Source organism: Colwellia polaris, assembly GCF_002104515.1.
GTDB lineage: Bacteria > Pseudomonadota > Gammaproteobacteria > Enterobacterales > Alteromonadaceae > Cognaticolwellia > Cognaticolwellia polaris.
The window spans coordinates 1-15,219 of record NZ_NBOE01000013.1 but is presented as its reverse complement, the minus strand read 5'-3'; the positions used below and the strand labels follow the sequence as shown (position 1 = coordinate 15,219).

The following is a 15,219-nucleotide window of genomic DNA, read 5'->3' as shown; positions in this document are numbered from 1 at the left end:
AGAATGGATTCACTGCGAAATGTAAACAAGAGACTATTTAAAATACTACATTAACAATATATTTACATAAATTAAATAATGTGCATCAATTGTAAAAATCAAATACAATCAATTAGCTTATATAAAATACGGTTATAAATAAATAAGGTTAAAACCATGGAAAAACGCATGACTACTACATTAAAAGCGATTTTATTTCTTACTTTTGGTTATATTTTAGCTGGTTGTAGCTCAGCTACATTACCACCTGCCAAGCTGCATCAGTCGAATACTGTTGATGTTGACTCCTATAAATATTTAATTGGTGCCGGTGATGTTGTTAATATTTTTGTTTGGCGTAACCCTGAAGTTTCTGGCACATTTAAAGTGCGCCCCGATGGTATGATTACGACTTCTTTAGTTGAAGACATTCCTGTATCCGGTAAAACCCCGACCGAACTTGCCCGTTCTATTGAAGAAATACTAGCAACGTATTTACGAGAGCCCGTTGTTACCGTAACCGTAAACAACTTTGTAGGCCCTTTTAGTGAACAAATTCGTGTAATAGGTGAAGCTGCTCAACCGCAAGCGGTTAATTATATTCAACACATGACGTTACTTGACGTGATGATTCAAGTTGGTGGTTTAACTGAATTTGCTAACGGTAATGGTGCTAAGTTAGTCAGAATAGAAAATGGTCTTCAAAAACAGTATGAAATTTACATTGAAGACTTGATTAAAAATGGTGAAATATTAGCTAACGTTGATGTATTACCTGGCGATATTATTGTTATACCTGAAACATGGTTTTAAACAAAATAGATTTATTTACCTGTTTTAGAGGTCAGGAATGCAAGAAATTATAGAACAAATTGTCGATTACCTTAAAGGTATTTGGCTTAAACGTCGCTTTATTATCATATCAACGTGGTTAATATGCCCTTTTGCTTGGGTTTTTATTTCTCAACTTGATAATGTTTATGAGTCTGAAGCTCGTGTATATGCTGATACTCAATCTATTCTCGGTCCTTTGCTTAAAGGTTTAACTGTAAATACAGATCCTGAAGTGCAAATACGCTTAATGATAAAAACGTTGTTAAGTCGTCCGAATTTAGAACGCATTACCCGTATGACAGATCTTGATGTTCAAGCTAACACTCCCGCAGCTTATGAAGAACTAATAGATGATTTAAAAACTAATATTATTATCAAAAAAACTGGTGGTCGAAGAGAGAATATTTTTACCATTACTTACCAAGATAAAGATCCCGAAATGGCGAAAAGTGTTGTTAACTCAGCATTAACCGTTTTTATTGAAAATACATTAGGTGAAAATCGCAGTGATTCTAATACCGCACAAAAGTTCTTAACAACTCAGATTAAGGATTATGAAAACCGTTTATTAGCTGCAGAATCTCGACTAACTGATTTTAAACAAAAGTACAGCGGCGTATTACCTGACCAATATGGTGGCTTTTATCAAAAATTAAATATAGTTAAAGAGCAGCTAAAAATAACTGAATTGAACTTACTTGAACAAGAAACGCAATTAAAATCAGCGAAGTCACAATTGAATTCTTCTCCGTCAAGTAATGATAATGCTCAAAATAACATTATGAATTCGAACAGTATCCAAACGACGTATGACGACAGAATTTCTGAATTAGAAGCTAACCTCGATTCACTTCAGTTACGATACACTGAAATGCATCCTGATGTTAAAGAAGTTAAACGTCGGTTAGAACATTTAAACGCTCAGCGAACTAAAGAAATTGATGAGTATTTGAATGCCACTAATAACGGTGATAACAATAAGCTTGCTACTAGTCAAAACCCTGTTATTCAACAATTGCAAATTCAGGTGAACCAATTAGAAAACGCTGTTGCTTCAACTAATGTTCGCGCAAAGGATTATCGCCAACAAGTTAAAGAGCTTGAAAGTAAAATTCATATTTTGCCAGAAATAGAAGCCGAATTAACCTCATTAAACCGTGGCTATGAAATAACAAAAGATAAATATGAAGAATTATTGAATCGTCAGGAAACAGCTCAGTTAGCACAACAAGCTGATGAAACAACCAATCCGATTCAATTTAGAGTGATTGATCCACCCAGAGCTCCTACTGAACCTGCAGGGCCAAAACGTATTTTGTTTTTACTTGGCTCTACAATTTTTGCTTTTGGTGTAGGTGTTGGCTTGTCATTATTATTTAGCCAAATTAACCCTGTGGTTACTTCTAGTAGCCAAGTGTCTAAACTTACTGGTATTCCTGTATTCGGTATTGTGTCTGCCACTGAGAACTTAGGTTTACAACGTTGGCACAAAAGAAAAACCCTGATATTTATTATTTCTAATAGTGTGCTATTAATCGTATTGGCATTTTTTATACTTTATGCCATTGCTCCTAATGCTTTATTAGCGCCGATCAGAGGGATTTTATAACTTATGAGTATCATAGAAAAAGCGCTAGCTAAGCAACAACAAAAAAGTCATGACGATTCAGAGAAAGTTGAGCAACAGCCAGTTCCTCAAGAAAAGGTTGCTGTCGAAGCAACTAATGTAGAGAAAAAAGATACGTTAGCACTTGATAAAGTAAGCTTAGCTGAGCGTGGCTATTTAATCGATAACGGTACCCGCAAAAGTATTAAAGACGAATTTAGACAAATTAAACGTAAGCTTCTTAATAATGCTTTTGGTAATGCCTCAAAAACTTTACATCACAGTAATTTAATTATGGTGAGTAGCGCAAAGCCTAATGAAGGTAAAACTTTCGTTGCGATTAACCTAGCGTTAAGTATTGCACTTGAGCAAGATAAAACCGTGTTACTTATTGATGCCGACGTACTTCGCCCAAGTGTAGTTCGCGAGTTAGGTGTTGAAGACAGTCCTGGCCTTATTGAATACTTACTGGGTAAATCTGAAAAAGTTAGCGATATAATTTATAACACCGATATCGATAAACTAAAATTAATCCCCGCGGGTAAGCCGCATCATTTGTCTAACGAGTTGTTAGCCAGTGAGAAAATGGCAACACTAGCGAATGAATTGGCGAATAGATACCCTGATCGTATTGTTATTTTTGATTGCCCGCCATTAATAGGTGTGACCGAAACATTGGTACTAGCGAGTTTAATGGGGCAAGGCGTTATTGTTGTTGAAGAATCTAAAAGTTCTATTGCTGATATTCAAGCAGCAACTCGACATCTCAATGAAGATTTAGCATTAGGTCTAGTATTAAATAAAGCAATAAGATCTCATAAGGATTTGTATGGCTATTACGGCTATGGGTATGGCGCATAAAACTAAGCTTAGTGCTGTTTGTATTGCATTAATTTGCTCTAAGCTTGCTACTGCAGGTGAATGGCAGTTTGATCCTAGTATTATTGTCGATGAAACATACTCTGATAATGTTGGCTTAACCACTAATAATGAACAGTCTAGCTTAGTAACTCAGGTTGGATTAAACATTGAATCTACATATAAGGCACAACAAGCTGAATTTAATTTTTCATCAGAAAGTATTTATGCTTTATATAGTCATGATCATGATCTTGATAGCGACTATCAAACCTTATCGAGTGATTTAAGAATTCAACTTTGGCCTAATGGTATTGTCGTTTATGGTGGCGTCGATATTGCTAATCAATCGCGAAATGGCAGCCGAAATGCATTAGCCGATATTGTTTCAGCTGATACAGTGCAAGTAGAAACTTACAGCGGTGGTCTTGAATACAACATCGATAATAGTGATTTTATTGTAAACTCTTCGATTGGTTATCGAGAAACTAATTCAGAAGACAATATTGGAAATCAAAAAGGAATAAACAGCAGAATTACCAGCACAAATGGCACTGGCGCTCGCCATGTTTTTTGGGAAGTTGAGCATGATTACCAAGATTTAGAAAATAATAATCAAAAAGGTAAACAAAGCCAAAGTGAAGTTAAAATTGGTTGGATAACAGGCTATGGTCTTAATCCTTTTCTGCGATATTATGATGAAGACAATAGTGGCGATATTAATAACAGTAATCGCTCTATTGAGTCGAACTCATACGGCTTAGGTGTTCGTTGGTTAATTACACCGCGTTTAGCGTTAAATGTTTCTTATAATCAGCCTATTGGTGATAACCTAGATTTAGATGGCGACGAACAAGAAGCTTATGTTAATGCTTCAGTGCAATGGCAACCTTCACCACGAACTAAACTTACCGCTAATATTTCTGAACGCTTTTATGGCACCAGTTATGGTTTAGATTTTACTCATAGAAATAAACGCTTAACTAACTCAATTAGTTATGTAGAAGATGTACAAACTTTCACCCGTAATAATTTTGCAGCAAACCTCGTTGGGTTTTATTTTTGCCCTTCAAGTAATATAACATCCGTAGCTGATTGTATTATTAAAGATGAGGGCACTATATTTCCTGATAACCCCAATGAACCTGACAACCCTGGGTTTCAATTATTCCCTATTCAAGACTTTACTTTGGTTGAAGACAACGTTTTTTCTTTAAATAAAACCTTAAATTGGAGTTCTGTTTTAGCATTACCTAGAACAACAATTAGCTTTACCGCTAACCATCAAAATAGAGAAAATTTAGAAACCTTCAATGAGGATGAACGAAGTGCTTCAAGCTTAAATGTAAGCAGAAAAGTCAGTGGTCGTTCGAGTATCAGTTTTGATTTATCTTATACCGAAACTAATTTGCAAATAGATACAGAGTTTGAGCGTATCGACAGATATAGACGTTACGAAATCAGTTATCAGAAATCATTAAATAGCGCCTTGTCTTTTGATTTATCGTTAAGCTACTTAAACAGAGCTTCTGATAATGCATTATTCAATTACGAAGAAGGTCGCGTTAGCGCCAAAGTAACCAAAGGTTTTTAGCAGTATGTATGAAAATTACTATGGTTTTAAAGAAAGACCGTTCCAGTTAAGTCCAGATCCACGATTTTTTTTCGCTTCTAGCCATCATCAACGCGCTTTGTCTTACCTACAATATGGATTAGATCAAGGCGAAGGCTTTATTGTGGTAACTGGGCCAATTGGCACAGGAAAAACGACAATAGCCCGCAATTTATTAAATAACTTAGCGGATAAAAGCATTGTTGCCGCACAACTTGTAACCACTAAACTTAATCCTCAAGAATTACTCGAGTTAGTGGTGTCAGAGTTTAACATTTCTGTTGAAGGCAACAGTAAAGCCGACTTACTACAAGGTATTGAGAAGTTTCTAATTCAACTAAACCAACAAGGTAAACGTGCATTATTAATTGTTGATGAAGCGCAAAATCTACCTGGTGAGACCGTTGAAGAGTTACGTATGTTATCTAATTTTCAATTAGATAATAAACCTTTAATCCAGAGCTTTTTACTCGGACAGGAAGAACTTAAAGGTATTATACAAGCGCCAAATATGGAGCAATTTCGTCAACGAATTATCGCCTCTGCGCATTTAAAACCTTTATCTAAAGAAGAAGTTAAGAAGTATATTAACCATAGGCTACATCAAGCGGGCTGTAATAAAGAAGATTTATTTTCTGATGCTGCATTTGATCTTATTCATGAGAAAACATTAGGTGTGCCACGTAAGATTAATATTTTTGTTGATCGGCTACTCTTGTTTGGTTTTTTAGAAGAGCTAAACAGTATAAATTCGGCTGCGATCAATGAAGTAGCACAAGAGATGGAAGTTGAGTTAACCGGTTCATTAAATGCCGCTGAATTAACCAGCACTGAACCAAATCAAGTTGTGGTAAATTCTGCTGAAAAAGTTGAGAGCATTAAAGAAGTATTACGAGAAGTAGAAGAAATATTAGAAAGTAATATTAAGCAAAAAATTAAAATGGCACGTTATGTTGATAAGATGCTTAAACATAAAAGTCGCATTTACACTGATACAGATGATAAAAGCGAACAATAACACCTAACTTTCCTTGTATCCCTGCTTTACAGTAGGGATTATCTTTATAATTTATATTTACGTAAGTACTGTGTGCTCATTAACGCAGGTTTGAGCGCTGACGGACTAAAGTCCAACCTACAACTGATTACTATACTCTTGATTTATTTCTAAACCTCTTAAACTAAAAAACCGCCTTACGACGGTTATTTTTAGTTTTTTACTCGAATTTTCAAACTAAACACTAAGCATTAATTTTTAATTCGTATTTTTCTATTAATGAATATAACGTTGGTCGAGTTACCCCTAACAAGTCAGCGGCTTTCGACATATTGCCTTCAGAAATAGCATAGGCTTTTTGTATCGCAATTGACTCAGCTTGTTCGCGCACAGTCCGCAAGTTTAGCGACAGTTCGAAACTCTTATCCTGATTTTCAAAAAAACCTAAATCTATCGCAGTTACTTGTGTACCTGTGGTCATAATTACCGAGCTTTTCACTTTATTTTGTAACTCACGTATATTACCCGGCCATTTATGTGCTTTAATCGCGCTTAAGGCGTCTTCAGAGAAGCTTTTAACATTACGCTTATACTCAGCCGCATAATGTTGAAGAAAGTACTGTGAAAGGATGATTACGTCTTCATCACGATCTCTAAGCGGCGGAATGTTTAACGTTATTTCACTGACTCGATAGAATAAATCTTCACGAAAGGTTTTATCAGCAACCATTTGTTCAAGGTTTTGGTTAGTTGCACAAACTACACGAACATCTACGGCAATCTCTTGTCTGCCACCTAAGCGTTCAATGCTTTTTTCTTGCAGAAAACGTAAAAGTTTAGCTTGCAAGCTGTAGGGCATATCCCCTATTTCGTCGAGGAATAATGTGCCGCCTTCTGCACATTCTATTTTCCCTTTGGTTGCTCTGTGTGCGCCTGTGAAAGCACCTTTTTCAAAGCCAAACAATTCACTTTCTAAAAGCGTTTCAGGAATAGAGGCACAGTTAATCGCAACGAAGGGTTTATTTTTTCGGTCACTAGCTAAATGTACGGCATTAGCTGTTACTTCTTTACCAGTACCACTTTCACCCAATAATAAAGCGGTAATTGCCGTTGGTGCAATGCGCTTAACCATCATACGTAAACGTTCAATGCTTTCGCTATTACCAATAATACCAATGTCACTTCCACCAACGGCACGCATTTTGCGGTTTTCTTCTTCAATGGCAGCAACACTAAACGCCCTAGCGACGATGACATTAATAACGTCAGTTTCAATTGGCTTCTGATAAAAATCGTAAGCGCCAGCAGAAATTGCTGCAAGTGCATTGGTACGGTCATCATTACCCGTTATTACAATGACTTTAGTATGTGGAGCAATAGTTAAAATCTCTTGCAATGCAGCAAGGCCTTCAGAGGCATTTGCTTCGTCTGGTGGCAGGCCTAAATCTAATGTAACCACTTTTGGCTCATAGCGCCTAACAGCAGCAACTGCACTTTCACGATCAGCCGCGAGTACAGCATCATAATCAGATAAGCTCCATTTTAATTGTTTTTGGATACCTTTATCGTCATCTACTATTAACAACTTTTCCATGCTTCTTGGATCCTTATAGTAAATTTTGGCCGTTTATCGCGCCTATTGTTCTTTTTGGTATATCAATGGTAAACATTGTGCCTTTTTTTGGCGTGCTTGTAACTTTTATAATACCAGCCATATTTTCAAAAAACTGTTTCGCTTCAAATACCCCAATGCCCATACCAGCATTTCCTTTAGTGGTATCAAAAGGCCTAAACAATCTATTCTTAATAAATTCTTCGCTCATACCGCAACCATTATCTTCAATAATAATTCTGATAACTCGCTGTTTCTCAACAATCGAAACTTTAACCCATCCACTACTTTCGGTTGCCTCTTGAGCATTTTGTATTAAGTGATGTATAACCGAGTGAAATGATTCGTTATCAATAAAAGTGGAACAATCACCTTGCTGTTCAAACTGTACTGCAGGTAAGCTTAAGTTGCTTTGTTCAATTACTTTTTTGATAGTTAATGCGATATCTGTTTGACTATTCGACGATTGCTCTACTTGTTTTTTCCGTAATTGTGATAAAACCTTTTCTAGACGTTGTGTCGCTGATTCTACCGTTTCAAATACGTCATCAATAAATTCAGGATTATTTCGGTGCTTTTCAGCATTTGCGGTTATTAAAGCTAATTGCGCTTGAACATTTTTTAGATCATGTACCAAAAATGCCGACATACGATTAAAAGCGTCGAATTGTTTCGATTCACTTAACTTGTCTGTGGCTTCGTACAAAGATACGAAATTGCCTAACTGTTTAGAAATCGCAAATAATAAATCTCTGTCTTCCCAGTTTAAGCGTTTTAGCTCTTGTTCATTAGCGAGCAGAAACAAACCATAAAATGCTTTGCCAATAAATATTGGCACTATTATTTGAATTTTTTTAGCTCTTAATAACGCAATATTCAATGTCAAATCAGGATAAAGTAAAGGAGATTTTTCATATTCGTTTACGTCAACAATCCAACCTTGTTGATGACAAAATAAGCCAACCTCCAAAAGGTGTTCTTCGAGTTCGTCGTTAATTTCTATGCCATGACTATACTGTAACTGATAATGCTGATTAGAGAATTTTTTAATTATTGCACCACAAGACGCTTCAACCTTAGACTGCATAATTTGCGTAGCCATTTGATAATGACTTGCACCACTTGTGGTTTCAATTTTCTCAATTAAGTTTAGCCACTCGTCTCGATACTCATACTTATTGGCAAAAAAGTTTTTCGCAATAAAAACTTTTACTCGGCGCCTTAAAGATTCGGTGATCAGTAAAGCCACTAGCACAATACCACTCAGCACTAAAAACCCGAGACTGACTAAGTCCCCCCACTCTCCACCAATAAAGTTGATGATATATCCGGCAAAAGACATTAACAGTAAGTAAGCACCGGCTATCATTAACATTGAGCTATAGAAGACAACATTACGAGAAACAAAAATGCGGACCTCGCCATTTTTAATTCGACGAATACTAATTAATAGTAATGGTGTTACCAGAAAAGCTAAATAACCACGACTAAACCAAAAATTAAAATCAATGCCATCAACCATGGTGGCTTGCGCATAAATAACAAAATCAAAAATAGCAACACTGGCCAATGCGACAACCAACGGCCAAATAGCCCAACGTACCTGCAAGTCAGCATTACGATATAGCTGCTCGAGCAATACCAACATCCATAAGTTTAAAATGATGAATAGTAAGAATATATATTCATACGCATAACCTAACCAATAGCTGGCGAGCCAAGAGCCCACCATGAGTACAGACCAAATGCCGATATATTGTCGAACATAATAGTTGCCCACCAATGCCTTTAGATTTCGGTGCTCGGTATTGAACAAAATAATGAGTAACGACCAACAAGCAATTTTAAATCCGTCTGTAAGCATTGCCCATTGAAGACTGAATCCAAGCTTAATTTGTAATGCTGCAATTAAGTTACTGCTTAAAGTAACTAAAGTACAAATTAATACTGCACGAGCAACCAAGCTATAATTGCGCGCGGCAATAATGAGCAGTGCAAATAATGTATAAACACCTACTGCAAGTGAGAAACCAATTAAGCCGTAAAAATCCATGATTTATTCTTTTATTATTTGAGGTTCATCTGTTTTTGTAAATAGCTCGGTGAGTATTGGCACAATAATAAAACTCGCTATCGCCGAAACACACAGTCCTGAAATTATAACTACGCCTAATGGTTGCCATAAACTACCACCAAAAAGTGTTAACGGTAATAAACCTCCAATGGTAGTGATCGTGGTTAGTAGTATTGGGGTAAATCGCGTTGAGCTGGCCAATAAAATAGCTTCTTTTTTAGCTAAACCCGTCGACAAGTTTCTGTTGGTCGTATCAATCAAGATAATGGCATTGTTAACTACAATACCAAATAAACTAATTAAACCGATAAAGGCCATCATAGAAAATGATAAATTCGTGATGAACAAGCCTAGAATTGCACCTGTCATAGCAAAAGGTATCGAAGTAAAGATAATCAATGGCTGCAAAAATGACTTAAATTGTAAAACTAAAATAGCAAATATACCGATTGCCGTGATCAACATAATTTGAGATAAACCTGCAAAAGACTCTTGTCGAGACTCTTCTTCACCACCTAATATGTAATACATGCCTGCTGGTAATGTGTAGCTATCTAAGTAGTTAACCACTTCGCTGGTAATCTCTTGCACCGAATAGCCTTGAGCTGCATCAGCAGATACTCTAGCCATACGTAATTTTTGATAATGAAAAAAGTCTGTTCGGCCTTTTTGTAATTTAATCTCTACAAATTGTCCTAATGGAATGTTTTCGCCTTGCTGGTTAACGATAGTAATATCAGAAAGGCCTGATAAATCACTTTTAGGTCTGCGAACTAATATTGGATAGTTTTCCCCGTTGGCATCGTTAAATTGCCCAATAAAGGTGCCTGATAACGCAGTTTGAATTGCATTGTCTAATTGGTTGATATCAATACCTGATAAAGCCGCTTTATCATAATCAATTGCTAAGGCTAATTCCGTATTAGCAATACCAATTGGGTTATCTAAATTAATAGCGCCTGGTATTGAAGCTATTTTACGCTGTAAGTCACTGGCTACATGTTCAAGATCTGATAATGACTCGCTGATTAACCTTACGGTAATTGGCTGATCAGTTACTGGCCCTTGGGTGAACTCTTTCACGGTAACTTTTGCTTGTTGCCATGTTGAAAACTCTTTTCGCAATGATGCAACTAGCTTGTTAACTTCTTGCTCGTCGTATTCTTTTAGAACTAGTAGTACTTGCCCGTAGCTTGATACACCACGTTTTGGAATTTCATTGTAGTAAATACGAGGGTTAGAGTTACCCACATTAAGGGCAATTTTTTCCACATAGGGCTGAGTTTTAATAAAGCCAGTCATTGATTGCATAACATCGTTGGTATAATCCAGAGATGAGTTTGCCGGTGTTTCTACATCAATTAACAACATAGACTTCTCAGCTTTTGGAAATAAGCTCACGCCTACTTGTCCAAAGAGAGAGGCCATAGCGAATAAAGCAATAAAGGCAACTACAAGCATAATGAGCTTTATGTTCATTAAGCGACTTAACCCTTGCACATAATATTGCTCGGCAAAGCCATTGGCATAATACTGTAGAGTTTTAAATTTACTCGGTTTTTTGCTGAAAAATTTACTTGCAAGCAATGGTGTTAGTGTTAAGGCAATTAATAAAGAAGCCAATAAAACTAACACTACGGTAACAGGCATAGAGCGAACAAAATCTCCCGTATCACTTGCCAACATCAGCATAGGTAAAAAAGCTAACATTGTCGTAACTGTGCCACTGGTAATTGCCCAACCTACTTTACTCGTGCCCGCTGCTGCTGCATCAGCCAGAGATGCGGTATTTTTCTTTTCTCGATGAATGCTCTCAGTGACTACAATGGCATTATCTACTAATAAACCTAGCGCGATAATTAAACCTACAATAGACATTTGCTGCAAGCCAAAGCCTGCGAAGTCTAACCAACCAATCGCCACTAAAAAAGATAAAGGAATAGCAACAATAACAACAACGGCTTCACGCACACCCAAAAAGATCAATGACATAATCCCAACAAGCACTAGGCCTTGCCATAAATTATCGAAGAAGCCATTCACTCGGTTTTCTACACCGTCAGATTGTTTAAAAAGTGTGTCTATTTTTATGTTATCGGGTAGCGTTTGTTTAAACGCTGAAATCTCAGACTCTATTGCCTGCGTCAATGCAAATATATTAGTGTTCGTTCTTTGTTCAGCCGTTAAAAATATTACCGGCTTCTCATCGTAATAGGCTAAATAGTTTGCTTCTCTGTTTGAAAAGGTAACATGCGCAACATCTTTTAACCGAATAACGCCAGTGTTGTCAGAATAAACTACTGTATTATTCAGTTCATCAATATGTTGATAATTGCCACTAGTTTTAACATTAAAACGGCGAGTATTTGCATCAACAAAACCTGGCGTTATATTTACAGCCCGCTTTTGGAGTACATTGTTTATTGCGGCAATACTAATACCATAGTGCTTAAGCATGGCAAGATTTAAGTCAACCGCGACTACTTGTGTTGGGTATCCCCAAATATCGGCTTTTTTTACCGCCTCAATTGCTTCAAGACGCTTTTCGAGCTGCTTAGCATGAAACTCCATGCTTTTGTAATCTGTTGTTTCACTCCACAAGGCTAATTGGATAATAGCAACGCTGGTAGGTGTTGCTTTTAATACTAATACGTCTTGTACACCTTCAGGTAACGAGGGTTTTACTGTTGAAACGGCTTGCTTTACTTCATTGTAAGCTGCATTTGGGTCACTACCATATAAAAAGGTAACTTCGATGCGAGCCCCACCATTTTTAATTTGCGACTCAACTTTTTTGATCCCTTCAATTTCTGCGAATTCTTCTTCGAGAGGGTCAACGACTAATGTTTCAATATCGGTAGGAGATGCACCAGGATAAATAATTTCAAGCAAGGTGATCGGAATATCAAACTGAGGATCTTCAGAACGTGGCATTTGAAAATATGACACTATGCCAACCAGCACTAAAAGTACAACTATTGTAAAAGTAAACTGAGCATTTTTAATTGCAATGCGAGGGAGTTGCATAACGACTATTTCCCTACTTCAGAAAAATTTTGCCAACCTGTAGTCATTATCTTTAATGACTCGTCATTACGATTGGCTTTTACGTATACATAATCGTTGTCTATTTGAAAAATTTCAAAGCTATATTGTTTGAAGCCTGAACTCTGCTCTGTTTGTGCAATCACAATTGCTTTACCTACTTCGTCTACAGCAACCAGTGCAGATATTGGTAATTTATAGACAAACATATTACTTTCAAAAGCTATGGTGGCAGCAGCAAGTTGCCCAGCAATCATCCCCGCAGATATTTTTATTTTAGGTAATAATATCTCTATTGTGAATAGGTTGCCGTTGCTACCAGCCATTGCTGGTATTTTACTAATCACGCCTTCAACAATACCGACATGACTAAGTGAAATACTCGCTTTTTGACCTAATTGAATTTGAGCAACTTCTTGTCCCGTTAAAGCAACTTTTACAACCCATTCGAGTTTAGCTATTTTTAATGCTGTTTGTCCTGGACTCTGTAATTCACCAAGCTCAGTAGTACGTGACAACACTACACCAGAAAAGGGCGCATATATTTGTGCCTTTTCTAAACTGTAACTTGAAAGCTGATAGGCTGCTCGTAATACTTCAACTTCTGTTTTTGCTGTGTCTAAATCACGCTCAGAACTTAGATTGGCATCCATAAGCTTACTTAAACGTTTTACCTCACGCTTAGCTTGTACTAATTTTGCATAGTTTGAGTTTTTTTGTTCTTTTAATTCAGTTACATCAAGTGAGGCTAATAATTGCCCTTTGGCAAATTGATCGCCCTCATCTACTTTTAGTAATTCCAAGTAGCCAGTACTTTTAAATGAAAGCGCTAAAGTGCGCTTATAATCAAGCTTGCCTGTACGTTGTATTGTGTCATTGTACAACTCTGCACTAATAACTTCTGTATCAAATGATTGCGCTGCTAAAGGAGTAATCATAGATATGAATAGAAAGGTAAAAACAATCGAGAGATATTTCATAGTCAAGTGTTTGCTTATAGGGTATTGAGATAAGAGATATTATAGCCTTTACTTTAGGCATCTTCATGATGAAAGTACATCTTTTTCCCTCATTCTGTTAACAATTTAATTAACAAACAAATATATTCTCACGATGAATGCGTAGGTTAACTACCGTCTTTCGATCACGATTGCTATCAACTGCAGCATTCGAGGGTTCTCATCAACGAAGTTATATATGTCGACACAAATTAACATATTCCCTAGACATAATCGGCGTTAAACTATAGTATTTGCCGCGCTTGAATCTTTACACTATTTGTTGTTCATTTAGAACTTAGTGTTATATGAATTAAGCCATGACACATTCTAGTATTCACCTGCAGCTAATAGTACAGGCAACACTGATTTTTATTATTGAATAATAGTGTCTTAATATATTAACCACCCGTAGCTCAGCTGGATAGAGTACACGCCTCCGAAGCGTGCGGTCACAGGTTCAAATCCTGTCGGGTGGGCCACTTTCCTTAAACGATATTATTTTATTTATAACGCGACTATTTTTTCTATTTTTAACTCTACCTAAAAGTCGTAAGCTATTTGATGGGATTATTCAGAAGATCATTATTTTGATTCAACATTTATACTTAACATCTTTATCAACATAAATTATTGATAGAGACTTGATGTAAAAGAAAGGTAAAACAGAGGAAATCTTCCATGATTAACACTCCCTGTTTTTATTCATCCTTGTAGCAGCTTCTTGCCGCTTAACTTCATCCTGAAGCGTCCTAAACAAAGCATCCTGCTTCGCTTTGTTGCCAACACCAACAATACTAGAACAATATATTTATAATGCAAACTTCTACCTTAATTAATTTCAACATAACTTAAATATCCCCAAACATGGTTTAATTTATTATCTTAATTCACCTTCAATTTCTTGGTGAATTTAATCTTAGCTATTGATTTTAGACAGGTAAAACATCACAACATCCGTTGCATAATATCTAGCTATTCCCATAGAATAAAAATGAAATAAATTTTATTTCTGTTGTGAATTTCGAATAATGAAGTTACTCAGCTTTGGTTTTATAATGTAAGTAAAAATACTATACATATAATAACGTCGAGTATTAGTATTCGATTTAAAACGCCTAAGCGTCTTTTTACAGGGGTGTCTTAAATCAGTTATTAAGCGATAGTTTTCTAAGGTAAGAGCAGATACAACATCAGCACCAACTGTAATACCACCATTCAATTAGTAATCACCCGAAAACAAAAAAGACGCCGAAGCATCTTTTTAAAGGTGTTTCTAATTATAAGCTATTGAGCGATAGTTTTCTAAGGTAAGAGCAGATACAACACCAGCACTCACTTTATTAATCTCTTAACAACAAAAAAGACGCCGAAGCGTCTTTTTAAAAGTGTCTCAAATTATCAGCTATTAAGTGATGCTTTTCTAAGGTAAGAGCAGATACAACACCAGCACTCACTTTGCTAATCTCTTATTAACAAAAAAGACGCCGAAGCGTCTTTTTAAAGGTGTTTCTTAAATCAGCTATTAAGCGATGATTTTAGATACAACACCAGCACCTACAGTACGACCACCTTCACGGATAGCGAAGCGTAAACCTTCGTCC

10 protein-coding genes and 1 tRNA gene are annotated in these 15,219 nt (G+C 36.4%); 6 read left to right on the top strand and 5 right to left on the bottom strand.

Annotated features, from left to right (window positions below; translation table 11 throughout):
* Positions 1–168: 168 nt before the first annotated feature.
* Genes B6A32_RS16315 through B6A32_RS16295 form a run of 5 tightly spaced genes read left to right on the top strand, consistent with a single transcriptional unit; the run spans position 169 to position 5,907 of the window.
* Complete coding sequence (locus tag B6A32_RS16315; RefSeq protein ID WP_233131453.1) at positions 169–792, top strand: XrtA/PEP-CTERM system exopolysaccharide export protein; 624 nt, start codon at positions 169–171, stop codon at positions 790–792.
* 37 nt (positions 793–829) lie between these two features.
* The gene (locus tag B6A32_RS16310) at positions 830–2,422 is read left to right on the top strand and encodes an XrtA system polysaccharide chain length determinant (protein ID WP_085305986.1); all 1,593 of its coding nucleotides are present in this window, start codon (positions 830–832) and stop codon (positions 2,420–2,422) included.
* 3 nt (positions 2,423–2,425) lie between these two features.
* A complete protein-coding gene (locus B6A32_RS16305) occupies positions 2,426–3,280 on the top strand; it encodes an XrtA-associated tyrosine autokinase (protein WP_085305985.1) in 855 nt (284 codons plus the stop codon).
* The gene (locus B6A32_RS16300; RefSeq protein WP_085305984.1) at positions 3,249–4,871 is read left to right on the top strand and encodes a TIGR03016 family PEP-CTERM system-associated outer membrane protein; all 1,623 of its coding nucleotides are present in this window, start codon (positions 3,249–3,251) and stop codon (positions 4,869–4,871) included. The genes B6A32_RS16305 and B6A32_RS16300 overlap by 32 nt, the downstream gene beginning before the upstream one ends.
* 4 nt (positions 4,872–4,875) lie before the next feature.
* A complete protein-coding gene (locus B6A32_RS16295) occupies positions 4,876–5,907 on the top strand; it encodes an XrtA/PEP-CTERM system-associated ATPase (RefSeq protein ID WP_085305983.1) in 1,032 nt (343 codons plus the stop codon).
* A 223-nt stretch (positions 5,908–6,130) separates the two neighbouring features.
* Here the strand turns inward: B6A32_RS16295 and prsR are convergent, their stop codons facing one another.
* The 4 genes from prsR to B6A32_RS16275 are packed head-to-tail and all read right to left on the bottom strand — an operon-like array spanning position 6,131 to position 13,555.
* A complete protein-coding gene (prsR, locus tag B6A32_RS16290; RefSeq protein ID WP_085305982.1) occupies positions 6,131–7,480 on the bottom strand; it encodes a PEP-CTERM-box response regulator transcription factor in 1,350 nt (449 codons plus the stop codon).
* A 13-nt stretch (positions 7,481–7,493) separates the two neighbouring features.
* Positions 7,494–9,551, bottom strand: coding sequence for an XrtA/PEP-CTERM system histidine kinase PrsK (prsK, locus tag B6A32_RS16285; RefSeq protein ID WP_085305981.1), 2,058 nt, complete (start codon positions 9,549–9,551; stop codon positions 7,494–7,496).
* A gap of 3 nt (positions 9,552–9,554) precedes the next feature.
* Complete coding sequence (locus B6A32_RS16280) at positions 9,555–12,599, bottom strand: efflux RND transporter permease subunit (RefSeq protein WP_085305980.1); 3,045 nt, start codon at positions 12,597–12,599, stop codon at positions 9,555–9,557.
* Positions 12,600–12,604: 5 nt separating this feature from the next.
* Complete coding sequence (locus tag B6A32_RS16275; RefSeq protein WP_158088504.1) at positions 12,605–13,555, bottom strand: efflux RND transporter periplasmic adaptor subunit; 951 nt, start codon at positions 13,553–13,555, stop codon at positions 12,605–12,607.
* 465 nt (positions 13,556–14,020) lie between these two features.
* Here B6A32_RS16275 and B6A32_RS16270 point away from each other — a divergent pair.
* A tRNA-Arg gene (locus B6A32_RS16270) sits at positions 14,021–14,097 on the top strand.
* Positions 14,098–15,140: 1,043 nt separating this feature from the next.
* Here the strand turns inward: B6A32_RS16270 and B6A32_RS16265 are convergent.
* Positions 15,141–15,219, bottom strand: a 79-nt coding sequence (locus tag B6A32_RS16265) for an EF-Tu C-terminal domain-related protein (RefSeq protein ID WP_198946944.1), incomplete at its 5' end; no start/stop codon positions are given.